Source organism: Inquilinus sp. YAF38, from assembly GCF_052113205.1.
Taxonomy (GTDB): Bacteria; Pseudomonadota; Alphaproteobacteria; order DSM-16000; family Inquilinaceae; genus Inquilinus.
This window is the reverse complement of the sequence record NZ_JBFRCU010000019.1, coordinates 1-24,324: the sequence shown is the minus strand read 5'-3', so window position 1 is coordinate 24,324 and position 24,324 is coordinate 1. Positions and strand designations below refer to the sequence as shown.

Genomic DNA, 24,324 nt, shown 5'->3' with positions numbered 1-24,324 from the left:
TTCGCCGTTCAATCCGGCCAGATCCCGGGGCTGGTCGGGGTGCCGTCGTCATAGGCCGAGAGCCATTTGATCGTGTCCTCGCGGTAGCGCGTCAGCCCCTTGTAGTCGACCAGCTCGGGCGGCAGGGTGCGCAGCACGCGCGGCAGGCGCCGCGCCCATTTCGGCACGGTCACCAGCTCGTTCATGCTGATCAGATAGCAGCGGATGACGAACAGGATCGCGTTCGACCGCGGCAGCCGCCAGAGCGACTGCAGCTCGACCCGCAGATGCACCTTCTCGCCGACATTATCCGGCGTCACGGTCGTCCGGTCCGGCCCCCATTTCGGATAGTTCTCCGGGCTGGTGTCGAGGCGCGGGTTGATCGTCATGGTCCAGTTGAACCGGCGCGTCGGCTTGCCCTGCTGCAGGTTGAGCAGGAATTTCAGGGCGCGGTCGAACACCCCGATCTGATGCGCCAGCGGCACCGGCCCGTGCCATTCCATGAAGTTCATGCCGATGTCGAAATCGAGCGACCAGTCGGCCTGGGTCGTCACCATGCCGGCATCCATCCACAGATTGCCGTTGCGCTGGTCGACGATGCAGAAATCGCCCTGCGCCTGCCGGGTGATGTATTCGAACGGCTCATAGGGCAGCGTCGACGGATTGCCGAAGATGAAGCTGTCGTCGATGCCGAGCGGCCGGTTGATCCAGCGCCAGCGGTCGCCATCGCGGGTCAGGCTGAAATGCTCGGGATAGCCCTCGGCCTGCTGCTCCATCAGCAGCTCCAGCGTGTCCCATTGCGCGCTCATCATGTGCGGCAGGGCCTGGTAGCGCAGCGGGTCCTCGGCCAGCACCAGCGCGCGGTCCCGCATCTCGGCGACGTAGTGCTCGTCGACGTCGATCAGGGTCTCGTAGACCGTGCCTGTCTCGCCGCGCACATGCGGTTCCATGTTGACGGCGTACATGTAGCTGTCTTCGTGGAACGGGAACGGGAACCGGCGGATGGTCGCCGGGCTGTTGCGGTAGCTGAAATCGTCGCGGAAGGTCTCCTGCCTGAAGACGATCGCCATGTCGGCCTCCTTGTCCCGCTCCGGCTAAAGGTCGAGGTGCAATGCGGTGCCCTCGAAACGGGACACGCAGACCATGACCTTGCGGCCGGACGCTTTTTCCTCGTCCGTCAGATAGACGTCGTGATGCAGCAGCGTGCCGTCGCAGGCGACGACCGCGGCCTCGCACTGGCCGCAGGCGCCGCCGCGGCACAGGAACGGCGCGTCGACGCCCGCCGCCTCGATCGCCTCCAGCATGCTCTCATGGCGCCCGACCTGGACGGTCTTGCCGGAGCGCGTGAGCCGGATGACGAAGGGCGTGCCGGGCAGCGACCCCAGGAAGCGCTCGAAGTGCAGGTTCTCGGCCGGCCAGCCGGCCTCCACCCCCGCCTTGAGCACGCCGTCGATCATCCCGGACGGGCCGCAGACATAGAGATGTGTGCCGAGCGGCTGGCTGTCGAGCAGGCGCCCGAGCGGAATGGCATCGCCCTCGGCATCGCAATACACCGAGACGCGATGCGGGCCGTAGCGCTCGACCAGCTCGCGCCAATAGGCGCCGCGGTCGCGGCTGCGGATGGCGTAGTGCAGCTCGAACTCCCGGCCTTCGAGGGTGAATTGCCGCATCATGGCGAGGAAGGGCGTGATGCCGATGCCGCCCGCGACCAGCAGGTGCTTGCGGCCGCGCCAGTCGGGCTGGAACAGGTTGACCGGGTGGCTGATCTTCAGCTCGTCGCCCTCCCGCAGCCGCTCATGCATGAAGGTCGACCCGCCGCGCGAATCCTCGACATGCAGCACGCTGACCTCGTAGCCCGAGCAATCATCCGGCGGCGACATCAGCGAATAGGCATTGCGGCGCGTGTGGCCGTCATCGTCCATGACGACGATGACGTGGGCGCCGCCGGAGAAATGCGGCAGGGGCGCGCCGTCCACCCGTTCGAAACGGAAGCGCTTGACCCGCTCGGCGACCGGGGTGATCCGGGCCACGCGGACGGGGATCTCGATGCCGCCGCTCACCGGAACACCTCCTCCGGGGCCGGGGCGCTGCCCGGCTCCTCCGCATCGATGTTGACGCCCTGGAAGGCGGCGAGCCGGCGCGAATAGTGGTCGCGCACCAGCAGCGCCAGCCCGCAATGGCTGCAGGGGAAGACGCTGGTGGTCACGCCCTCGGTGATGCCCTTGCAATGCACGCACTGGACGCGCCGGGCCAGCGAGCCGCGATGCTCGGTGATCACCGAGGCGTAATCCATGCCGCGGTCGAGAGCTACGGCCATTGCCTGGCCGATGAACCCCTCAGTTCCCGCAATATAGAGGCGCGTGCCCATCCGCGCGGTCGCCAGCGTGCCGTTCAGCCGGAACAGCAGTGTCGGGACGGTGGGCGCGCTCCAGCACGCCCTGGCGCCGAGGCCGAGCAGGGCGTGGTCGTGCCCCCTTCCCTGCGAGCCGCCGGGCGCATAGAGAATCTCGCTGCGGGACAGGATCGGGCTATCCAGCGCCGCCCGCTGGTCGAGCAGGGCCAGGGCTCCTTCCCCTTCGAGGGCGAAGATGTGTCGCCGGGCATGGGGCTGGAGGACGAGGCCCTTGTAGACCGGCCGGCTCTTGATCCCTGCGACCAGCATGGCCGCCCCTAGCCCACCGCCGTCCGCTTCTTCTTCTCCAGGTCGTCGAAGGGCAGCGTGTGGGCGGTGGCGGACGCCTCCACCGCCTTGCCGCGCACCTCGAGCTTCGTGCCATGCACCGCCCTGTCAACGTCGAGCCGCGCGATCGCCATCGACTTGCGGGTCAGCGACGAATAGCAGGGACAGGTGATGACACCGACCTTGCGGCCGTCGGCCCAGACCTCGTCGCCGGCATCGGCCGGGCGATCGGCGTCGATCAGCAGGCCGAAGATCTTGAAGCGCTCGCGGCCCTTCAGGCGAGCATGCTCCTCGGCGCCGCGGAAGCCGGTCTTGCCGGGGCTGACGGTGAAGTCGAGGCCAAGTTCCCACAGCGAATCCCCCGGGCCCTCATCGGCGAAGGGATACATCTGCGAATTGTCGTAGGGGTAGAACAGCAGGTAGCTCTCGACCCGCAGCATGTCGAGCACGCTGAAGCAGCACGGGATGATGCCCATGTCCTTGCCCTCGTCGAGGATCGTGTCCCAGACCAGGGGGGCATCCTGGCCGCGGACGAAGATCTCGTAGCCGCGTTCGCCGGTGTAGCCGGTGCGCGAGATCATCACCGGCGCGCCGAACAGCGTCGTCTGCATATGGTGGAAATACTTCAGGTCGCGGATGCCGGGGACGTGCCTGGCGAGATAGTCGACCGCCAGCGGGCCCTGCAGCGAGAGGTCGTGGATGTCGTCGTCGAACAGCACGGCGCAGTTTCGGCCGGCGGCCTGCTTGACCACCTCCTCATGGCCGGAGCCGGAGCCGTGCACCAGCATCCAGGAATTGGGGCCGGTGCGGTAGGTGATGCAATCCTCGGTGAAATATCCGCGATCGTTGAGCATGCAGCCATAGACCGACCGGCCCGGAGTGATCTTGGCCATGCTGCGGGTGGTGATGGTGTCGAGCACGGCGATGCCGTGCGGCCCGACCAGATGGACCTTCTTCAGGCCCGACACGTCCATCAGGCCGGCCTTGGTGCGGACCGCCACATGCTCCGCCGACATGTCCTTGTCGTAGGTCCAGGCGGTGCCCATGCCGCTCCAGTCCTCGAGCTTCGACCCCAGCGCGCGATGGCGATCCGCGAGAGCCGAAAAGCGCCACGATAGAGCCATGTCCGGTCCCCTGTTTTCACTCTATAGAATATTTATTTCTTCATCATAGGCGCGATTTGCGCCCTGACAAGGCGTTCCTGCGCCCTCAGATGTCGAGCGTGGTGTCTTGCTCCCACTGGGTGAAGTGGGAGGCGTAGGCGTTCCATTCCTGATGCTTGAGCTTGAGATAGGCAGCGGAGAATTCCGGGCCGACCGCCTGCTTCAGGCCCTCATCGGCGTCATAGGCCCGCAGCGCGTCGAGCAGGTTCAGCGGCAGGCGCGGCGCGTCCTTCACCAGATGGCCTTCGCTGTACATGTCGATGTCGTGATGCGGGCCGGGATCGGCACGATGGCGCAGGCCTTCGAGGCCGGCAGCGATGATCACCGCCTGCAGCAGATAGGGGTTGGCGGCGCCGTCCGGCAGGCGCAGCTCGAACCGGCCGGGCCCGGGCACGCGGACCATATGGGTGCGGTTGTTGCCGGTCCAGGTGACCGAGTTCGGCGACCAGGTCGCGCCCGAGATCGTGCGCGGCGCGTTGATGCGCTTGTAGGAATTGACCGTCGGGTTGGTGATCGCGGCCAGCGAGGAGGCGTGCCTCATGATGCCGCCGAGGAAGTGCCGCCCCTCCGCCGACAGCCCGAACTCGGCCGCCTTGTCGGCGAAGACGTTGGTCCGGCCGCTGTTGTCCCAGACCGAGATGTGGCAGTGGCAGCCATTGCCGGTCAGCCCCTTGAACGGCTTCGGCATGAAGGTGGCGCGCAGCCCGTGCTTTTCGGCGATGGACTTGACCATGAACTTGAAGAAGGAGTGCTTGTCGGCCGTCTGCAGCGCATCGTCGTACTCCCAGTTCATCTCGAACTGGCCGTTGGCATCCTCATGGTCGTTCTGATAGGCGCCCCAGCCGAGCTCCAGCATGTGGTCGCAGATCTCGGTGATGATGTCGTAGCGGCGCATCACCGCCTGCTGGTCGTAGCAGGGCTTCGCCGCCGTATCGCGGTCGTCCGAGATCCGGCTGCCGTCGGGCGTGATCAGGAAGAACTCGGCCTCGACGCCGGTCTTCACCCGCTTGCCCTCGGCCTCGGCCTCCTGCACCAGCCGCTTCAGCACGTTGCGCGGGGCCTGGGCGACGATCTGGCCGTCCATCCTGCAATCGGCCGCCACCCAGGCGACCTCCTTCTTCCACGGCAACTGGATGACGGAGGACGGATCGGGCACGGCGAACAGGTCGGGATGGGCCGGCGACATGTCGAGCCAGGTGGCGAAGCCGGCAAAGGCCGCACCCTCCTCCTGCATCGCGGCGATCGCCTGCGCCGGCACCAGCTTGGCGCGCTGGCCGGAGAACAGGTCGGTGTAGCTGATCATGAAATATTTGATGCCCTTGTCTTTGGCAAAGGCAGCAAGGTCCAACGTCATGCTCGGTCTCCCAGTGAGCTCCCAGAGACATCTTGGTTTTTAGGCTTGTCCGGGGTGTTCGCCCGGCTGCCTTTAGTAGCCCCCCTTGCCGGGAATCCAGTCCGTGCCTGCGAGCGGCACCTGCGCCATGGCGGCGGCAGGGACCGTCAGGGCGCAGAGATCTTCGGGTTCCAGGTTGTGCACATGGTTCTTGCCGCAGGCCCGCGCGATCGTCTGCGCCTCCAGCGCCATGACCTTGAGGTAGTTGGCGAGGCGGCGGCCGGCCGCGATCGGATCGACCCGCTTCATCAGCTCCGGATCCTGCGTGGTGATGCCGGCCGGGTCCCGCCCCTCATGCCAGTCGTCATAGGCGGCGGCCGTGGTGCCGAGCGCCGCGTAATCCGCCGCCCAGCGCGGATCGTTCTCCCCGATCGCGATCAGCGCCGCGGTGCCGATCGACACGGCGTCGGCGCCGAGCGCCAGGGCCTTGGCGACATCGGCGCCGTTGCGGATGCCGCCCGAGACGATGAGCTGGACCTTGCGGTGCATGCCGAGATCCTGCAGCGCCCGCACGGCCGGTCGGATGCAGGCCAGCGTCGGCATGCCGACATGCTCGATGAAGACCTCCTGCGTCGCCGCCGTGCCGCCCTGCATGCCGTCGACCACGACGACGTCGGCGCCGGCCTTGACCGCCAGCGCCGTGTMGTAATAGGGCCGCGCGCCGCCGACCTTCACATAGATCGGCTTCTCCCAGTCGGTCAGCTCGCGCAGCTCGAGGATCTTGATCTCGAGATCGTCCGGCCCGGTCCAGTCGGGGTGGCGGCTGGCCGAGCGCTGGTCGATGCCCTTCGGCAAGGTCCGCATCTCCGCCACCCGGTCGGAGATCTTCTGGCCCAGCAGCATGCCGCCGCCGCCGGGCTTCGCCCCCTGGCCGACGACGATCTCGATGGCGTCGGCGCGGCGCAGGTCGCGCGGGTTCATGCCGTAGCGGGACGGCAGGTACTGGTAGACCAGCCGCTCCGAATGGCCGCGCTCCTCCTCGGTCATGCCGCCGTCGCCGGTGGTGGTCGACGTCCCGGCCATGGTCGCGCCGCGGCCGAGCGCCTCCTTGGCCGGGCCGGACAGCGACCCGAAGCTCATGCCGGCGATGGTGATCGGGATCTTCAGCTCGATCGGCTTCTTGGCGTGGCGCGCGCCGAGCACGACATCGGTGCCGCATTTCTCGCGATAGCCTTCGAGCGGGTAGCGCGAAATCGAGGCGCCGAGGAACAGCAGGTCGTCGAAATGCGGCAGCTTGCGCTTGGCGCCGCCGCCGCGGATGTCATAGATGCCGGTGGCCGCGGCGCGCCGGATCTCCGACATCGTGTATTCGTCGAAGGTGGCCGAGATCCGGGGTTCGGTGGGCGGGTTGTGATAGCTCATGACGGACCCCGATCAATAAGCGTCGGCATTGTCGACGTGGAAGTTGTAGAGCTTGCGCGACGACCCGTAGCGGCTGAACTCCTGCGGCCGAGCGTCGGTGACACCGGCCTTGTCCAAGAGCCCGGCCAGCAGCGCGAAATGCTCCGGCCGCATCTCCTTCTCGACGCAATCGGCGCCGAGGCTCTTGACCTTGCCGCGCACGAAGATCCGCGCCTCGTAGAGGGAATCGCCCAGGGCCTCGCCGGCGTCGCCCRGCACCACGAGGTTGCCGGCCTGGCCCATGAAGGCGGACATGTGGCCGATGCTGCCGCGCACGACGATGTCGATGCCCTTCATCGAGATGCCGCAGCGCGACGAGGCGTTGCCTTCGATCACCAGGAGCCCGCCGCAGCCGGTGGCCCCGGCATACTGGCTGGCATCACCTTTGACCACGACGGTGCCGGACATCATGTTCTCGGCGACGCCCGGGCCGGCCGAGCCATGAATGGTGATCGTCGCCTCGTCGTTCATGCTGCCGCAGTAGTAGCCGACGCTGCCCATGACATCGATCGTCACCGGCGCGTGCACGCCGACGGCGACGGCATGGTGGCCGCGCGGATTGAGGACGCTGAACTGCCGGTCGTTGTCGCCCGGGGCGATGGCGTGCAAGGCCTGGTTGAGGTCGCGAAGGGGGGTCGCGGCGAGGTCGTAGGTTGGCATCGTGTCGCCCTGAGATGAAAGGGTGGAGGCCGCGCCGCGGCGCCTAGCGTTCCCAGAAATAGACGGTCGCCGGCTCCGGCTCCCAGACCCGGGCCGCATCGATGCCGGGCAGGCTGACCAGGGCCCGGTATTCGGACCCGAAGGCGACATATCGGTCGGTCTCGGCCATGATCGCGGGCTTGCAGGCGATGGCGTCGCGCACGACCCCGAAGCCGGATTTGGTGCCGACGACAAAGGTGAAGAAGCCGTCGAGGTCGTCGACCGCGCCTTCCAGCGCCTGGCCGAGATTCTTGCCCTTGGCCATCTCCGCGGTCAGGTAGGCGGCGGCGACCTCGGTGTCGTTCTCGGTCTCGAACGCCATGCCGCCGTGCTTCAGGGTGCGGCGGAGATTGTTGTGGTTCGACAGCGAGCCGTTGTGCACCAGGCACTGGTCGGGCCCGGTCGAGAACGGATGGGCGCCGAGCGTGGTGACGGCGGATTCCGTGGCCATCCGGGTGTGGCCGATGCCGTGCGTGCCGGACATCCCGGCGACGGCGAAGCGGGACAGGACGTCCCGGGGCAGGCCGACCTCCTTGTAGATCTCGATCGCGTCGCCGCTGCTCATCACCCGGACATCCGGGCGCAGCCGCCCGACGGCCGCCCTGCCCTCCTCCAGCTTGTCCTGCGGCAGCAGGATGACGGCATGGGTGCTCTTCACCTGCATCGACACCGGAGCGTCGAGAGCCCCCTGCAACTCGCCCGCCAGGCCGGCGAAGTCGCGCTTCGGATCGGCGGATTGCACGGTCAGCTTGGCGTGGCGGTGGTCGGTGTCGCCGTAGATCGCGATCCCGGCGCTGTCCGGCCCGCGATCCGTCAGCGTCACCAGCATGGACGACAGCATCGCCCCGAGCTGTGGCTCGAGCCCCCGGTCCTTCAGGAAGAGACCCACAATCCCGCACATGGCCGGACCCTCCGCTTGCATTCGGACGACGAGCGGCAGGTCGCTCTMGGCCGCCTCAATTATGAAGAATAAATTTTTCCTTCAAGGCAAGTCAACCTTTCCCGGAGCGGTGCGGATAGCTGATGATCGAGAGATAGCGGGCGGGCAGCTTCACCAGCACCTCCGGCCCGTGCGGCGCATCGGCGTCGAAGAACAGGCTGTCGCCCGGCTGCATCGGAAACAGCTGGTCGCCATGGCGGTAGACCACCTCGCCCTCCAGCATGTAGAGGAACTCCAGCCCCTCGTGCTGGAAGGTCGGAAAGACGTCCGAATCTGCCGTCAGCGTGATCAGGTAGGGTTCGACGACCACGCCGCTGGCGCCGCTGCCGATATAGCCGAGCAGATTGTACTGGTGGCCGGCGCGAGTGCCCCGCCGTTCGAGCTCGATCCCCTGGCCGGATTTGACGAAGACCGCATTGTGCGGCTCCTCATAGCCGCGGAAGAACGCGGTCAGCGGCACGCCCAGCGCCCGCGACAGCGACTGCAGCGTGGTCAGGGACGGCGAGATGTTGCCGTTCTCGATCTTCGACAGCATGCCGAGCGAGATGCCGGTGGCGGCGGCGAGATCCGTCACCGTGATCCCGAGCTTCTTGCGATAGGCCCTGACCTCGTGGCCGATCGCCATCTCGAGATTGTTGTCCTTCGGTTCGCGCACGGCGTGCGGATCCTGGGTGAACACCGCCTTGCCGCGCGCCGGTTTCTGCCGCGCCGAATCCTTGGTCTTGTCCATCATCAATGGGTCCTGGCGATCAGTCGCATCCGGTGGCCACGCTATCGCCATGGTGAAATTCCCTCAACTCTGGGGAAAGGGCACGCCCGCAGCGCTATGCCCGCGGCCGGGTCTTCTGCGGGTCGTAATGCGACAGCGGCACGATCACGGCCGGCAGGCGCTTCTGGTGGCCGTCGAGCTTGCCGATCTCGACCGCCGTGCCGACCGCGGCATGGGTCACGTCGATCCGTGCCAGGGCGATGGTCTTGCCGAGGATCGGCGAGCGGGTCGCGCTGGTCACCACGCCGATCTGGGCCCGGCCGATATGGATGCAGTCGCCATGGCCGACCGCGTCATTGGCCTGTACATCCAGCCCGACAAGGCGGTGGCGCGGATGCTCCTTGCGCTCGATCAGCGCCGTACGGCCGATGAAATCATCGGTCTTGGACTTCAACGGCACGGTGAAGCCGATGCCGGCCTCGAACGGGTCGGTCTGGTCGGTGAACTCGTGGTTGGCGAAGACCAGCCCGGCCTCGATGCGCAGCATGTCCAGCGCCTCCAGCCCCATCGGCACGAGGCCGTGCGGCTGCCCGGCCTGCCAGACCGCGTCGAACACGGCGGCGGCGTCCTTCGGATGGCAGAAGATCTCGTAGCCCAGTTCGCCGGTATAGCCGGTGCGCGACACCACCACCGGGGCGCCTTCGAAGCCGCCGATGCGGCCGACGCTGAAGCGGAACCATTCGAGCTCGGCGATCGTCGGCTGGCGCGGCGCGGTCCAGACGATGTCCTTGAGGATGCCGCGGCTGGCCGGCCCTTGCACGGCGATGTTGTGCAACTGGTCGGTCGAGGACCGGACCCAGGCCTTGAACCCCTTCGCCTCGGCCTGCTGCCGCAGCCACAGGCCGCTGAAGTCGTCGCCGCCGATCCAGCGGAAGTTGCGGTCGCCGAGTCGGAACAGCGTGCCGTCGTCGATCATGCCGCCATGCTCGTAGCACATGGCGGAATAGACGACTTGGCCGGTCGACAGCCTGCGCACGTCGCGGGTCAGGCAATATTGCAGCAGGTCTTCGGCATCGGGACCCGTGACCTCGAACTTGCGCAGCGGCGACAGGTCGATCACCGCGGCCTTTTCGCGGCAGGCCCAGTATTCCGCCACCGGCCCTTCGCCGGCGAAGCGGTTCGGCAGCCAGTAGCCGCGATACTCCGCATAGTCCCGCGTCAGGGCGGACAGGCGGGGATGGAAGGCGGTCTCGCGGGTGAGTTCGGGATCGGCGTCGGGCGTCATGCGAATGGCCACCGCTCGTGTGAAGGTCTCTCGGCCGGAAAAGGTCCGGACATGGATGTCGGTCGGATCCCAGCCATTCGCCGCATCGATGTCGTCCGGGCAGGAGGATGAGACGCAGACCAGGTCGGTCAGCGCCCGCATCAGCACATAGTCGCCCGGGCGCGACCATGGCTCGTCGAGATAGAGCTGGTTATTGTGGTCGATATTGGTGTTGTAGAAGTAGTTCAGCGCCTCCCAGCCCTTGCGCGCCGCAATGCCATAGGGCGCCAGGGCGGCATTGAAGTTGTCGGTGCAGTTCACATGCCCGGGATAGCCCATGTCGTCGTAGTAGCGGGCGTTGCAGGCGGTGGCGAAGGCGTCGTGCCGGCCGACCGTGTCCTGGACGATCTCCACCAGCGGCTCGAAATCCCGGTCGAAGGCCTTCGACGGCAGGCCCGGCAGCGGATAGCTGCGGCCCAGCAGCGTGCGGGTGACGGTTGAATCCAACGCCAAGTCCAGACCCTTGTCGACCTTCCGGGCGGAGAAGGCCTGGAAGTCGGTGCATTGCCGGCCGAAGACGTCGATCACCTGGATGAACTCGCCGGCCCGGACGAGATAGGCGGAGGCCGTGCCGGCCCTGATCCGGATGTCCTCGATCGGGTCGGCCATCGGCTCGGGTAGGGCGGCGGCATAGTCGCGGACCGGGCGGACGCGCCGGACCCGGATCTCGACCGGCGTCGCCGTGTCCTGGTCGTGTGGCAGCATGGCGACGGCAGGCACCGCCGCTACCAGCAGGCCGGTTCCGGCGATGGTGAATTCCGCCTGCTCGCCCGGCCTGGAGCCGGGCCCGAAGATGCGGGCGGCACCGGCGGCCGCCAGATCGGCACCGCGCCGCGCCAGGGCGGCGCGGGTGCGCAACGCCCCGTCCCCGCTAGCGGCAAGGTTGGTCGTCAGGCCTTCGGCAGGCCCGGTGAAAGGGATGCCGAGTCCGGCGGCGAGAAAGCGCCCGCCTTCGTCCAGGAACGACAGCTCGCAGGCCTGGCCGCCTTCGGTGTCRGTCACGGTCACTTGGTCGCCGGCCTCGACCCGGATCACCAGCGACCCGCCGCCCCGGACGCGGTAGTGCTCGGTCCCGGCCGGCAGCGAACGGATGCCGGGGGTCAGGACCAGGCTGGGAGAGGCGGGGCGCACGCCGGCCGTCATCGGACCGAGATCTCGCATGGGACCCTCGCGGGAGATGGCGCGGTCGAGCACGCAGCGAAGGTTGCAAAATGCAGGTTCAAAGTAAAGTCATATTGACCGAGGAGAAAAGTTCTTCACTATGCATAAAGGCCTTGGAGGAGGATCCGCAGGGGGAGCGCGGATCACCAGGACAATGGCGAGGGCGCAGGCAAGGCGCGCCGAGGGAGGCACATCCAGGAAGACGCACGAAAGAAGCGTCCTGGACCAAAGACGGGGAGCATCACCAATGGCAGATGTGTTGGACGGTGCGATCACGACCGGCACCGAAGAAGGCAAATTGATCCGCGCCCTGGATTGGAAGGGCGCGTTCTGGGTGGCCGCAGGCGTGCCGCCGCTCGTCCTGTTCTCCATCGGCGGCATCGCGGGCACGACCGGCAAGCTGGCCTTCGTGGTCTGGATCATCTCGATGGTCATGGGCTTTCTGCAATCCTTCACCTATGCGGAAGTCGCCGGCATGTTCGGCAACAAGTCCGGCGGCGCCTCGGTCTATGGCGCGACCGCCTGGCTGCGCTATTCGAAGTTCATCGCGCCGCTGTCGGTGTGGTGCAACTGGTTCGCCTGGTCGCCGGTGCTGTCGCTGGGCTGCGCCATCGCCGCCGGCTATATCCTCAACGCCTTCTTCCCGATCCCGGGCGCCGACTCGCAGCCGGTGCTGGCCTGGATCGCCGCGCATGCCGGCTCGGTGACGGCGGACAGCCCGCGCGTGGCGGAATGGCTGGCGGCGCATGCCGGCGCTGCGCCCGGCGACGCGGTCAAGGCCCTGCTCGGCGCCGACGGCGTCGCCGCCCTGACGCCGACGATCCGCACCTGGTCGCTGGCCAGCTTCGGCATCCCCTATCTCGCCACCGCCAACATCAACGCGACCTTCTTCATCGGCGCGATCCTGATGCTGATCATCTTCGCGATCCAGCATCGCGGCATCGCGCAGACCGCCAGCGTCCAGAAATGGCTGGCCATCGCCGTGCTGGTGCCGCTGCTGCTGATCGGCCTGTATCCGATCTTCAGCGGCCAGATCCAGTCGGCGAACATCACCGGCCTGGTGCCGCCGACCGCGGCCTATTCCGGCCTGGACGGCACCTGGAGCAATGGCGGCTGGACGCTGTTCCTCGGCGGCCTCTACATCGCCGCCTGGTCGACCTACGGTTTCGAGACGGCGGTCTGTTACACCCGTGAGCTGAAGAACCCGAAGACCGACACGTTCAAGGCGATCTTCTATTCGGGCCTGGCCTGCTGCCTGTTCTTCTTCCTGATCCCCTTCACCTTCCAGGGCGTGCTCGGCCATGCCGGCATGCTGGCGCCGGGGATCGTCGACGGCACCGGCGTCGCCGAGGTGCTGGGCGGGCTGATCGGCGCCGGCCCGATCATCACCCAGATCCTGGTCGCGCTGATGATCCTGGCCCTGTTCCTGGCGATCATGACCGCCATGGCCGGGTCCTCGCGGACGCTGTACCAGGGGTCCAAGGACGGCTGGCTGCCGAAATATCTCGAGCATGTAAACGAGAAGGGCGCCCCGACCCGGGCGATGTGGACGGACTTCGCCTTCAACCTGATCCTGCTGGCCATCGCATCCGATGTCGGCGGCTACTTCTTCGTCCTGGCCGTGTCGAATGTCGGCTACATCGTCTTCAACTTCCTGAACCTCAACTCCGGCTGGATTCACCGGGTCGACTCCGGTCACATCCCGCGGCCCTGGAAGGCCCCGACCTGGCTGATCGGGCTGAACACGGTGCTGGCCTTCGTCAACGCGCTGTTCCTCGGCGCCGGCGCGAAAGTCTGGGGCTATGAGAACGCGCTGTGGGTCGGCTTTGCCTTCGCCGCCCTGATCCTGCCGGTGTTCGCCTTCCGCCACTATGTGCGCGACGGCGGCAAGTTCCCGGCCGGCGCGATGGCGGATCTCGGCCTGATCGGCCAGGATCTCGGGGTCAAAAAGGCCGGGATGCTGCCCTATCTGACCCTCGCCGGGGGGTTGGCGATCGTGCTCATCGCCAACTGGGCGTTCCAGCTGCCCGCCTGACGGCCCCGGCCGCTCCCGGTCGGAGCCCTGATCCCTGTCGTCTCGATCCCACCCGCAGGACCGCGGGTGGGATTTTCCTGCGTTCTCTTGTGCTTTGTGCCTCGAATCCCTTCGAGGATCCCCAACCCGCATAGCTGAATTTTTAGCCAACGCATTTTTGTGCATTGCCAACCGGCACAGATCACGCCTGTATATACAGGTTGTCGGACATATGGATCGACGCGATGCAGGTCATCACCTCCACCGAGGCGGCAGGGCTGTTGCGCAGCGGCATGACCGTCGCCGCGTCCGGCTTCGGTGGGTGCTGCCATCCCGAGGCGATCTCGGCCGCTGTCGAACGGCGCTACCTGGCCGAGGGCGCCCCGCGCGACCTGACGCTGCTGTTCGCCGCCAGCACCGGCGACCGCAAGACCCGCGGCATGGGTCATTTCGGCCATGAGGGGCTGGTCGAGCGCGTGATCGCCGGCGGCTGGCGCGGCACCCCCCGCCTCGGCGCCTTGGCGCTCGAGGACAAGGTCGACGCTTATTGCTGGCCCCAAGGGGTGATCGCCCAGCTGTATCGCGCCATCGCGGCGGGCCAGCCCGGCGTGGTCACCCGCATCGGCCTCGGCTCATTCATGGATCCGCGCCATGGCGGCGGCCGGCTGAATACGCGGACGACGGCCGAGCTGGTGGAGCGGGTCAGCCTGCGCGGCCAGGAGTGGCTGCTGTATCCGGCGATGCCGCTCGACTGCGTGCTGCTGCGCGGCACCTCGGCGGATGAGGACGGCAACATCACCCTGGAGGACGAGGCCTTTCCCGTCGACGTGCTGGCCATGGCCCAGGCCGGCCGGAATTCCGGCGGCATCGTCGTCGTCCAGGTCAAGCGCATCGCCGAGCGCGGCTCGCTGCCGGCTGCGGATGTGCGGGTCCCGGGCATGCTGGTCGACTATGTGGTGGTCTGCGACGACCCCGCCGAGCACGGCATCAGCTTCGGCGAGACCGACAACATCGCCTATACCGGCCGGCACCGGGCGGCCGCCAGCCACCTCGCGCCGCTGCCGCTGTCGGTCGACAAGGTGATCCAGCGCCGCGCCTTCCTGGAGCTGCGAGGCCGGGACCACCCGACCATCAATCTCGGCATCGGCATTGCCGCCGGCATCGGTCGGATCGCCGGCGAAGAAGGGTTCGACGACTACACCGTCACCATCGAATCCGGCGTGATCGGCGGCATTCCGGCCGAGGAGCTGTCCTTCGGCGCCGCGGTCAATCCCAGCGCGATCATCCCGCAGGCGTCCCAGTTCGACTTCTATGACGGCGGCGGCCTGGACATCGCCTTTCTCGGCATGGCCGAGGTCGATGTGCGCGGTGCGGTCAATGTCAGCCGGTTCGGCCAGACCATCGTCGGCGTCGGCGGCTTCACCAACATCGCCCAGACCGCAGGCACCGTCGTCTATATGGGTTCGTTCTCGCATGGCGGCGCCGAGATCGAGGTGCAGGACGGCAGGCTTTCGATCGCCATCGACGGGCGGTCCTGCAAGATCGTCGAACGGGTCGGGCAGGTCAGCTCCGACCCCGCCGCGGCGCCTGCGGGCCAGCGGCAGGTCGTCGTCACCGAGCGCGCGCTGTTCCATGTCATCGACGGCTGCCTGACCCTGACCGAGGTGGCCCCGGGCATCGATGCGAAGGCGCAGGTCATCGAACGCCTGCCCCCGGGCGTCGCCATCGCGGACCGGCTGGTGGAGATGGACGCCCGCCTCTTCCGCGAGCCCGCCATGAGGGATGCACCATGAACATTGATGGCGCCGTCGTCATCGTCACCGGATCGGCAACCGGCGTCGGGGCCTCCTGCGCCCGGATGTTCGCCGAGCGGGGCGCCCGGGTCGTCGTCAACTATTCGCGCAGCCGCGACGAGGCCGAGGAAACCGCTGCCGCCTGCCGCGCGCTCGGCGCCGAGGTCGAGGTGGTACAGGCGGATGTGTCCGAGGATGCCGCCTGCCGGGCGATGGCGGCGAAGGCCGTCGATCGCTGGGGCCGGCTGGATGCGCTGGTCAACAACGCCGCCGTGACCGTGGCGTCCGATCCCTTCGACCTGGAGACGCTGTCGGCGGCGGATTTCCAGAAGGTGTTCGGCGTCAATGTCGTCGGCGCCTACCAGATGTGCCGCGCGGTGCTTCCGGCGATGCGCGCCGGCGGCGGCGGGGCGATCGTCAACGTGTCCTCCAACGTCGCCTTCACCGGCGGCGGCTCCTCGCTGGCCTATACGGCGTCCAAGGGGGCGTTGAACGCGCTGACCAAGGCGCTGGCCCGCACCTGCGGCCCGGAGATCCGCGTCAACGCGGTCTGCCCCGGAATCATCGACACCCGCTGGATGCGCCAGACCCTGGGCACCGATGCCTATGACGCGCTGGCCGCCCGCTTCTCCGCCACCGCGCCGCTCGGGCGGGTGGCGACGCCGGAGGATGTGGCCGGCGCGGTGGTCTGGCTGGTCGAGGGCGCGGAGTTCGTCACCGGCGAGCTGCTGTCGGTCGATGGCGGCATCCGCCTCGCCGGCGGCGCGCGCAATGGAGCCTGACCATGGCCGTCTCGGCCCGCGCGATCATGGAGTTTCCGGCTCCCGAGGCCCGGCAGATCGTGACGGCGCGCGACGCCATCCTCTATGCGCTCTCCGTCGGATACGGGGCCGAGCCGCTGGACGAAGCCCATCTGCGGCGGACCCAGGAGCGCGATCTGGTGCCGGCGCCGACCCTGGCGAATGTCGTCGCCCATCCTGGCCCGTGGCTGCAGGATGCCGGCATCGACTGGCAGAGGCTGGTGCATGCCGAGCACCGCCTGACGATCCATCGGCCCGTCCCGATCGACACCCCGCTGCTGTCGCGGAGCCGCATGACCGCGATCGTCGACCGCGGCCCCGAGAAGGGCATGTTCGCGACCTTCGAGCGGACGATCGTCACGCTGGCCGACGACGCGCCGGTCGCCACCATCGTCCAGACCAATGCCTGCCGCGGCAACGGCGGCTGCGGATTGGCAGGAACGCCGCCGGAGCCGCTGGCGCCGGTTCCGGCCCGCGCGCCGGATGCCGTGTTCGCGATCGCCGTGCCGGAGGACGCCGCCCTCCTCTACCGGCTGAACGGCGACCTCAACCCGCTGCATTCCGACCCGGCCTATGCCGCAGGCGCGGGCTTCCCGCGACCGATCCTGCATGGCCTGTGCACCTTCGGCTATGCGGGCTATGCGATCGGCCGGACAGCCGGGGCCGGCACCATCGCGGATGTCGGCTTCATCGCCGCCCGCTTCACCGCGCCGGTGCTGCCGGGCGACGGGCTGGAATTCGACATCTGGCGGCAGGGCCCGGACATCGGGTTCCGCGCCCGGGTTCCCGCGCGCGGCGTGACGGTCCTCGATTTCGGCACGGCGAGGCTGGCATGACCAAGCCGGCGGGCGAGGCGCCGCATTACCTGCGGATCAAGGACGCGATCATGGCGCGGATCGCCGAGGGCACGTTCAAGCCGGGCGACCGCGTCTATTCCGAGAGCGAGCTGGTGGCCTCGTTCGGGGTCAGCCGCATGACCGCCAACCGGGCGCTGCGCGAGCTGATGTTCGAGGGGGTGCTGACGCGCGCCACCGGCCTCGGCACCTTCGTCTCGTCGCAGCGGCAGGATATCGACCTGCTGCAGATCCGGAACATCGCCGACGAGATTGCCGGCCGCGGCCGTCGCCATACGGCGAAGGTCTTGATCGCCGACCGGATCAAGGCGGACGCGGCCATCGCACAGTCCCTGGATCTCGCGGTGGGCACCGAGGTGATGCACTCGCTGATCGTCCATCTGGAGGACGACCAGCCGATCCAGGTCGAGGAGCGCTACGTCAACCCGGTCGTGGCGCCGGACTATCTGGCCAATGACTTCACCCGGACCACCCCGAACGAATACCTGACGAAGGTGGCGCCGATCACCGCCTTCGAGCATTTCGTCGAAGCGGTCCGGCCCGATGCCAAAGTGCGGAAGCTGCTCGGCCTCAAGCCCGACCAGCCATGCCTCAGGGTCTTCCGCCGCACCTGGTCCGGCGAGGCGGTGGTGACCTGTGCGCTGCTGTCCTACCCCGGCGACAAATATCGGCTGGAAGCGCGCTCGGGCCCGGCCAGGACGGCCGCCCTTCTGAACGGGAGAGACGATTGACCGCGGCCGCCCCCATCGTGTCCATCACTGCCGCGGCGCTGACGGTCGGCGACATCGTCGCCATCGCCCGGCGCGATGCACGCGTGGTGATCTCCCCCGAGGTCGAGGCGCGGATCCTGGCCGCCCGTGCCGTGGTCGACCGCTATGCCGCATCGGATGTGCCGGTCTACGGCCTGACCACCGGGCTCGGCGCCGGCGTCGACACGCGGCTCGCTACGGAAGACCTGGTGGCGTTCCAGCGGCGCGTGCCGCAGGGCCGCGCCGTGGGGGTCGGCCCTGCCCTGCCGCGCGAGGCGGTACGGGCCATGATGGCGGCGCGCATCGCCGGCATGGCGGCCGGGGGCGCCGGGGTGTCGCTGCCAGTCTTCTCCGGCCTCGTCGCGGCGCTGAATGCCGGGTTCCACCCGGTGGTGCCGTCGCTGGGTTCGATCGGCGCGGCCGATCTGGCGCCGCTGGCGCATCTGGGCCGCGCCCTGCTCGGCGACGGCGAGGCCGAGTTCGGCGGCGAGGTGATGGCGGCTGGCGAGGCGCTGCGCCGGGCAGGGCTTGAGCCGCTCCGGCTGGCCCCGAAGGACGGCCACGCCATCGTCGTCGCCAACAGCCTGTCAGTCGGCAAGGCCTGCCTGTGCCTGGCGGATGTCGAGCGGCTGTTCGACTGGTCGCTGGCGGCCATCGCGCTGAATTTCGAGGCCTTCCGCGCCAATGTGACGGCGCTCGACGACCGCGCACTGGCGGCGCGCCCGGCCTTCGGCCAGCGCGCGGCGGCGGAAAAGCTCCGGGCGCTTCTGGCCGGCAGCACCCTGCTGGCCGAGGGCGCGGCGCGGCGGGTGCAGGATCCGCTGAGCTATCGCTGCGCGCCGCAGGTTTGGGGCGCGCTGCTGCACGCGATCGGCGAGGCGCGGACCGTCACCGAGATCGAGATCGCCAGCTCCGGCGACAACCCGGTGGTGCTGGAGCCGGAAGGGCTGATCCTGTCGCATGGCAATTTCGACCTGACCGCCTTCGTCCTGGCCTGGGAGCGGCTGGGCCAGGCGATGGCGCATGGCGCGGCGGCGACCGCCTACCGCACGATGAAGATCATGTCGGCCGGGATGTCGGACCTGCCGCGCTTCCTGACACCGCTCGGCGGCAGCCGGACGGGATTCGGCACCGTCCAGAAGACGGTCTCTGCCCTCGAAGCGGAGATCCGCCACCTCGCGCTGCCGGCCTCGCTGACACCGATCCCGGTGGCGGACGGGGTCGAGGACCAGGCGTCGCTGGCGCCCGCCGTGCTGGCGAAGACCGAGGCAATCATCGATCGGCTGCGCTTCCTGGTCGCCATCGAGCTCATCGTGTCCGCCCAGGCCGCGGAGCTGCGCGGCGTGGAGGCCGAGCTCGGCGCCGGCACGGGAGAGGCCTACCGGCTGATCCGCCAGCATGTCCCGCCACTGGTCGAAGACCGCGCCCAGAGCGCCGATTTCCAACGAATAGCGGAGCTCATCCGCAACCCGTAGGGAGCCTTTCACGTACAACGAACAGGGAGAATGAAGATGAGACTGTCGATCCTGTCCGCCGTCGCCGCTGCGGTGATGGCCACGATTGCCTTCAAGCCTGCCGCAGCAGCGGACCCGATCAAGGTCGGCAGCAAGAACTTCACCGAGCAGTACATCCTGGCCGAGATGTACGCGGCGCTGCTGGAGCACGCCGGCTTCGAGGTGGAGCGCAAGATCAATCTCGGCGGCACCCTGATCGCCCATCAGGCTTTGACCACCGGTGAGATCGACCTGTATCCGGAATACACCGGCACGGCGCTGTCCGCGGTGGTCAAGGGCACGATGTCGACCGATGCGGGAAAGGTCTATGACGAGGTCAAGGCCTTCTACGCCAAGCAGTTCAACCTGACCTGGCTGAAGCCCACCGGCATCAACAACGGCTATGTCATCGTCGTCCGCAAGGAAACCGCCGATGCCAACAGCCTGAAGTCCCTGTCCGACTTGGCCAAGGTGGCGAACACGCTGGTGTTCGGCGGCGGCGCCGAATTCCCGGACCGGGCCGACGGCCTGCCCGGGCTGAAGCGCGTCTATGACGCAGAATTCAAGGAATTCAAGCAATTCGCCAAGCTCGGCCTGCGCTACGACGCGCTCGGCCAGAAGGATGTCGATGTCGTCAACGGCGCGGCCACCGACTGGCAGATCGGTGCCCAGGATCTCGTCGCGCTCGCCGACGACAAGGGTCTGTTCCCGCCTTATTACGTCGCCCCGGTGGTCCGCCAGCAGGTGCTGGACGCGAACCCGAAGATGGCGGAGATCCTGGACTCGCTGGGATCGCACCTGGACAACGCCACCATGCGTGTCCTCAACGCCAAGGTCGAGAACGACCATGAGGAGGCCAAGGACGTGGCCGAGGCCTTCCTGAAGGAAAAGGGGCTGCTGCCCTGATATCCGATGAAGCGGCAGGAGCCGAACCTGCCGCTTTGCGGAGCGCGCCCATCGCTGGAGAACGGGAATGCAGGAAATCTGGATCGACTATCTGAACGCGCTCGACGCCGAGGCGCTCGCTCTCAGCAATGACGAGATCCTCGCGGCGGTGGAGAAGGCGCTCGACGCCCAGGGCCGCGGCGAGACGGTGATCGAGCCGCGCGTCCATCTGGTGCCCGAAAGCTCCGACAAGGGGCACTTCAACGTGCTGCGCGGCTATGTCAAATCGCTGAACTACGCCGGGGTCAAGGTGGTCGGCGAATTCGTCGACAACTACAAGCTCGGCCTGCCCTCCGAAATGGCGGTGCTGAACCTGTTCGACCCGAACACCGGCGTGCCGAAGGCGGTGATCGATGCGACCGCGATTACCGACATGCGGACCGGCGCGGTGACGGCGCTCGGCGCGAAATATCTCGCCCGCAAGGACAGCAAGGTGCTCGGCCATATCGGCGCCCGCGGCACGTCGTACTGGAATGTCCGCCTGCTCGATCACCTGTTCGACTTCGCCGAGATCCGGGTCCATTCCCGCCGCCCGGAAAGCCGGAATGCCTTTGCGGAGCGCCTGGAACGAGATCTCGGCAAGAGGATCATCGTCACCGACACTTGGCAGGATTGCCTCGAGGGCGCCGACATCATGGTCGAGGCCAGCCGGCTGCCCGAGCCCACGCCGCTGTTCAAGACGGAATGGGTGAAGCGGGGCGCCTTTGTCGTGCCTTACGGGACGATGAGCGCGCTGGAATTCGACCTCACCGACATCATCGACAAGGTCGTGGTCGATGATTGGGGGCAGTGCGGACCCGGGCGGCCGTTCGGGGCGCTGCGCCGCCATGTCGACGAGGGCAAGGTCACGGCGGAAACGCTGCATGCCGAGATCGGACAGATCGTCTGCGGCCTGAAGCCCGGCCGCGAAAGCGACGGCGAGACCATCCTGTTCTGGCACCGCGGCCTCAGCACCACCGATGTCGCGCTCGGCGCGGCCATGGTCGACAAGGCCCGGGCGCTGAAGATCGGCCAGCGGCTGCGGTTCGCGTGACCGGCATGGCGCTCGTGGCCTGCTCCCGGATGTACAATGTCGGCCCGAAGGTCCGCGGGCTGTGGGACGGCCTGTTCGCCTGGCTGTCCGAGGAGTCCGGCATCCGGCTCGAGGTCATCGCCCATGCCGCTCCCGCCCCGCTGTCGGAGCTCTGGGCCAGGCCGGATCTGGGCGTGGCCTTCATGTGCGGCTACCCCTTCTCCTGTCTGCCTGCCAATGAGCGGCCGGTCGCCCTGGCGGCGCCGGTCTCGACCGCGCCTTGGGCCGATGGCCGCCCGCTCTATGCGAGCCATATCGTCGCCGCCCAGGATACGGCCTTCGATCCCGCCGACCTTCCCGCGCTGCGCTGGGGCTGGACAGTGCGCGATTCCCAATCGGGCTATCACGCGCCGCGGGCCTTCCTCGCGAGCTTGCCGCGGCCGAAGTCACCGGTGACGGCGATCGGCCCGCTGCTCAATCCGAACGGCGTCGTCGATGCGGTCGCGGCCGGCCGGATCGATGTCGGCGCGATCGACGCCTATGCCTGGCAGCTGCTGGAGATGCATCAGCCGGAGGTTCTGGCGCCGCTGCGGATCATCGCGACGACCCAGGCCACCCCTGTCCCCCTGCTCGTCGCCTCCCGCCGGCAGCCGGCCGAGGTGGTTGCGGCGCTCAGGGACACCCTGCTTCGGGCGCATCATAGTGCCCAGGGACGCAGCATCCTCGCCTCGCTCGGCCTCGCGCGCTTCGCGGCGCCGGATGTTGCGGCCTACGATTCCCTGCCGCAGCGGGCGCAGGAAGCCGACCGGCTGCTGGCGGCAGCATGGTGAAAGACGCCGCCCGATGAAGTGGGTGCCGAAGAACATCGACCGGCTGCTCGAGGCCCTGCTCGAGCATCTCGTTCTGGTGTTCTCCTCGGTCGGGATCGCGCTGGTCATCTCACTGATCGTCGGCATCTGGGCCGCCCGCCGGCCGAGGACGCTCAGCGCGATCGTCATCGTGACCGGCGTGCTGTTCGCGATCCCGAGCCTGGCGCTGTTCGCCCTGTTCATCCCGATCATGGGGATCGGCGCGGAACCGGCCATCACCGGCCTCGCCGCCTATTCGCTGATGATCCTGATCCGCAACATCGGCCTCGGCTTCCAGGCGGTTCCGCGCGACGTGCTCGATGCCGCGCACGGCATGGGGTACGGCACCGTCCGCCGTATCTGGGAGGTCGAGCTGCCGCTGGCCATGCCCTTCATCGTCGGCGGCATCCGCATCGCCGCGGTCACGGTCATCGGCATCGCCACCGTGGCCGCCTACATCAATGCCGGCGGCCTCGGCGTCATCATCTTCGAAGGCATCGACCAGCGCTTTCCGGAGAAGATCATCGCCGGCGGCCTCCTTACCTCGGCGCTGGCCCTGTCCACGGACTACCTGTTCGCGTCGCTCGAGAAGATCCTGCGCCGCCGCAGCGGCAGGCCGGCAGCATGATCCTGGTCGACGCCTTCCACTGGATCACGGCCAACCCGGGCGTGTTCTTCAGCGCCTTCAACCGCCATCTGCTGATGTGCGCCATCTCGCTCGGGATCGCGCTGGCCATCGCCATTCCGCTCGGATTCCTCGTCGCCAGGGCGCCGCGCGCCGTCTTTGTCGCGGTCAATGTCGCCGGTTCGCTGCGGTCGATCCCGAGCCTCGCGATCCTGTCGGCGGCCATGCCGTTCCTCGGCATCGGCCTGCTGCCGTCGGTCGTCGCCCTCATCGTGCTCGCGGTCCCGCCGCTGCTCCTCAACACCATCATCGGCATCCGCGAGATCGATCCCGCCTTGCTGGATGCCGCCCACGGCATGGGCATGGGACGGCGCGACATCCTGTGGCAGATCGAGCTGCCGTTGGCCGTCCCCTCGATCCTGGCGGGGGTCCGCACCAGCGCCATCCAGGTGATCGGCGGCGCGGCGCTGGCGTCGTTCATCGGCGGCGGCGGCCTCGGCGATTTCATCAACGCCGGCATCGCCATCATGAACATGCCGCGCCTGCTGGTCGGCGCGCTGCCCATCGCCCTGCTCGCCATCCTGGCCGAGCTTCTGTTCGGCTGGCTGGAACGATCATTCGGAAGACGCCGATGATACGACTGGATCACGTCACCAAGACCTATGAGGGCGGCGGCCGCCGTGCTGTCGATACACTCGACCTGGAGATCGAGGCCGGCACCACGGTCGCGCTGATCGGCCCGTCCGGCTGCGGCAAGACGACGACGATGCGGATGATCAACCGGCTGGAAACGCCGACCTCCGGCCGCGTGTTGGTGAACGGCCGCGACATCGCCCAAACCGACCCGAAGGAGCTGCGGCGCAGCATCGGCTACGTCATCCAGCAGGTCGGGCTGTTCCCGCATATGACGATCGCCCGGAACATCGCGACGGTGCCGCGCCTGCTGGGCTGGGATCGGCCGAGGACCGACCGGCGCATCGACGAGCTGCTCGATCTCGTCGGCCTCGACCCCGCGGTCATGCGCCGCCGCCTGCCGCACGAGCTTTCCGGCGGGCAGCGCCAGCGCGTCGGCTTCGCCCGTGCTCTCGCCGCTGATCCCGCCATCATGCTGATGGACGAGCCGTTCGGCGCGATCGACCCGATCACCCGGGTCAGGCTGCAGGACGAGTTCCGGCAGATCCTGCGGAGGGTCAGCAAGACCGTGGTCATCGTCACCCACGACCTCGACGAGGCCATCAAGATGGGCGACCGGATCGCGATCATGCGCGACGGCCGGCTGCTGCAATACGACACGCCGGCGGCGATCCTGGCCCATCCCGCCGATGATTTCGTCGAAAGTTTCCTCGGCCCCGACCGGGCGATCAAGCGACTGAGCCTGATCGAGGTCGCCGGCGCCATGGCACCGCCGTCGGCGCAGGATTCCGGTGAGTCCGTCGCCCCCACCGCCAGCCTCCATTATGCCCTGGCTCTCATCCTGGCCGGCGATCTCCCCGGCCTCGACGTCAAGACCGCCGACGGTTCGCGGATCGGGTACCTGTCGCGGGAAGCCGTCCTGTCCGCGCATCAATAGCGCGCAATCCGGCCCTCGAGGCCGCTACGACAGGGCGGTGCTGATCCGGGGACGCAGCGCGGCGGGCTTCTCGGGTGCGCTGAGCGGGACGTAGCTCGGGTTCAGGGTGCGGAACAGCGGCAGCACGGCGGCGCCGCGGGCGGCGGCGTCGCGGCCCAGCGTCGCCCGCATC

Annotated in this window: 22 protein-coding genes; 12 read left to right on the top strand and 10 right to left on the bottom strand. The window is 68.0% G+C overall.

Annotated elements, in window-relative coordinates:
* Window positions 1-8: 8 nt before the first annotated feature.
* The 10 genes from AB4Z01_RS11205 to AB4Z01_RS11160 all read right to left on the bottom strand — a co-directional run bounded on the left by AB4Z01_RS11205 (window position 9) and on the right by AB4Z01_RS11160 (window position 11,449).
* Window positions 9-1,049: a heme-dependent oxidative N-demethylase family protein gene (locus AB4Z01_RS11205; RefSeq protein WP_441693450.1), complete on the bottom strand. Its 1,041-nt coding sequence runs from the start codon at window positions 1,047-1,049 to the stop codon at window positions 9-11.
* 24 nt (window positions 1,050-1,073) lie between these two features.
* Window positions 1,074-2,039 carry a PDR/VanB family oxidoreductase gene (locus tag AB4Z01_RS11200; RefSeq protein WP_441693449.1) on the bottom strand — a complete coding sequence of 322 codons (966 nt, stop codon included), beginning with the start codon at window positions 2,037-2,039 and terminating at the stop codon, window positions 1,074-1,076.
* Window positions 2,036-2,641 (bottom strand): dimethylamine monooxygenase subunit DmmA family protein, encoded by a 606-nt coding sequence (locus AB4Z01_RS11195; RefSeq protein WP_441693447.1) that lies wholly within the window; start codon window positions 2,639-2,641, stop codon window positions 2,036-2,038. Before AB4Z01_RS11195 ends, AB4Z01_RS11200 begins: the two co-directional genes overlap by 4 nt.
* A gap of 8 nt (window positions 2,642-2,649) precedes the next feature.
* Entirely contained in the window at window positions 2,650-3,783 is a 1,134-nt protein-coding gene (locus tag AB4Z01_RS11190; protein ID WP_441693445.1) for an aminomethyltransferase family protein, read from the bottom strand.
* Between the two features lie 85 nt (window positions 3,784-3,868).
* Complete coding sequence (gene glnT / locus AB4Z01_RS11185) at window positions 3,869-5,176, bottom strand: type III glutamate--ammonia ligase (RefSeq protein ID WP_441693443.1); 1,308 nt, start codon at window positions 5,174-5,176, stop codon at window positions 3,869-3,871.
* Between the two features lie 72 nt (window positions 5,177-5,248).
* A complete protein-coding gene (locus tag AB4Z01_RS11180; RefSeq protein WP_441693441.1) occupies window positions 5,249-6,577 on the bottom strand; it encodes an FMN-binding glutamate synthase family protein in 1,329 nt (442 codons plus the stop codon).
* 12 nt (window positions 6,578-6,589) lie between these two features.
* Window positions 6,590-7,276, bottom strand: a complete 687-nt coding sequence (locus AB4Z01_RS11175; RefSeq protein ID WP_441693440.1) for a protein GlxC — start codon at window positions 7,274-7,276, stop codon at window positions 6,590-6,592.
* A gap of 43 nt (window positions 7,277-7,319) precedes the next feature.
* Window positions 7,320-8,216 carry a class II glutamine amidotransferase gene (locus AB4Z01_RS11170; RefSeq protein ID WP_441693438.1) on the bottom strand — a complete coding sequence of 299 codons (897 nt, stop codon included), beginning with the start codon at window positions 8,214-8,216 and terminating at the stop codon, window positions 7,320-7,322.
* Window positions 8,217-8,307: 91 nt separating this feature from the next.
* On the bottom strand, window positions 8,308-8,988 hold the full coding sequence (locus AB4Z01_RS11165) for a helix-turn-helix domain-containing protein (RefSeq protein WP_441693436.1): 681 nt from the start codon (window positions 8,986-8,988) through the stop codon (window positions 8,308-8,310).
* A 91-nt stretch (window positions 8,989-9,079) separates the two neighbouring features.
* A complete protein-coding gene (locus AB4Z01_RS11160) occupies window positions 9,080-11,449 on the bottom strand; it encodes a DUF1989 domain-containing protein (protein ID WP_441693434.1) in 2,370 nt (789 codons plus the stop codon).
* A 247-nt stretch (window positions 11,450-11,696) separates the two neighbouring features.
* On the opposite strand from AB4Z01_RS11160, the gene AB4Z01_RS11155 reads away from it, so the two are divergent.
* The 12 genes from AB4Z01_RS11155 (at window position 11,697) to AB4Z01_RS11100 (ending at window position 24,152) form a co-directional block, all read left to right on the top strand.
* Window positions 11,697-13,484: an APC family permease gene (locus AB4Z01_RS11155; protein WP_441693432.1), complete on the top strand. Its 1,788-nt coding sequence runs from the start codon at window positions 11,697-11,699 to the stop codon at window positions 13,482-13,484.
* Window positions 13,485-13,708: 224 nt separating this feature from the next.
* The gene (locus AB4Z01_RS11150; protein WP_441693430.1) at window positions 13,709-15,256 is read left to right on the top strand and encodes an acyl CoA:acetate/3-ketoacid CoA transferase; all 1,548 of its coding nucleotides are present in this window, start codon (window positions 13,709-13,711) and stop codon (window positions 15,254-15,256) included.
* Window positions 15,253-16,038 carry an SDR family NAD(P)-dependent oxidoreductase gene (locus AB4Z01_RS11145; protein WP_441693428.1) on the top strand — a complete coding sequence of 262 codons (786 nt, stop codon included), beginning with the start codon at window positions 15,253-15,255 and terminating at the stop codon, window positions 16,036-16,038. The genes AB4Z01_RS11150 and AB4Z01_RS11145 overlap by 4 nt, the downstream gene beginning before the upstream one ends.
* A gap of 2 nt (window positions 16,039-16,040) precedes the next feature.
* Window positions 16,041-16,892: a MaoC/PaaZ C-terminal domain-containing protein gene (locus AB4Z01_RS11140; protein WP_441693426.1), complete on the top strand. Its 852-nt coding sequence runs from the start codon at window positions 16,041-16,043 to the stop codon at window positions 16,890-16,892.
* Complete coding sequence (hutC, locus tag AB4Z01_RS11135; protein WP_441693424.1) at window positions 16,889-17,641, top strand: histidine utilization repressor; 753 nt, start codon at window positions 16,889-16,891, stop codon at window positions 17,639-17,641. Before AB4Z01_RS11140 ends, hutC begins: the two co-directional genes overlap by 4 nt.
* Complete coding sequence (locus tag AB4Z01_RS11130; protein WP_441693422.1) at window positions 17,638-19,134, top strand: HAL/PAL/TAL family ammonia-lyase; 1,497 nt, start codon at window positions 17,638-17,640, stop codon at window positions 19,132-19,134. The genes hutC and AB4Z01_RS11130 overlap by 4 nt, the downstream gene beginning before the upstream one ends.
* 36 nt (window positions 19,135-19,170) lie before the next feature.
* Window positions 19,171-20,058: a glycine betaine ABC transporter substrate-binding protein gene (locus AB4Z01_RS11125; RefSeq protein ID WP_441693420.1), complete on the top strand. Its 888-nt coding sequence runs from the start codon at window positions 19,171-19,173 to the stop codon at window positions 20,056-20,058.
* A 67-nt stretch (window positions 20,059-20,125) separates the two neighbouring features.
* Window positions 20,126-21,130, top strand: a complete 1,005-nt coding sequence (locus tag AB4Z01_RS11120; protein WP_441693418.1) for an ornithine cyclodeaminase family protein — start codon at window positions 20,126-20,128, stop codon at window positions 21,128-21,130.
* Between the two features lie 5 nt (window positions 21,131-21,135).
* Complete coding sequence (locus AB4Z01_RS11115; RefSeq protein ID WP_441693416.1) at window positions 21,136-21,939, top strand: phosphate/phosphite/phosphonate ABC transporter substrate-binding protein; 804 nt, start codon at window positions 21,136-21,138, stop codon at window positions 21,937-21,939.
* A gap of 13 nt (window positions 21,940-21,952) precedes the next feature.
* Window positions 21,953-22,585 (top strand): ABC transporter permease, encoded by a 633-nt coding sequence (locus AB4Z01_RS11110; RefSeq protein ID WP_441693414.1) that lies wholly within the window; start codon window positions 21,953-21,955, stop codon window positions 22,583-22,585.
* Window positions 22,582-23,217, top strand: a complete 636-nt coding sequence (locus tag AB4Z01_RS11105; protein ID WP_441693412.1) for an ABC transporter permease — start codon at window positions 22,582-22,584, stop codon at window positions 23,215-23,217. Before AB4Z01_RS11110 ends, AB4Z01_RS11105 begins: the two co-directional genes overlap by 4 nt.
* Entirely contained in the window at window positions 23,214-24,152 is a 939-nt protein-coding gene (locus tag AB4Z01_RS11100) for an ABC transporter ATP-binding protein (protein WP_441693410.1), read from the top strand. The genes AB4Z01_RS11105 and AB4Z01_RS11100 overlap by 4 nt, the downstream gene beginning before the upstream one ends.
* The last annotated feature ends 172 nt before the right edge of the window (window positions 24,153-24,324 follow it).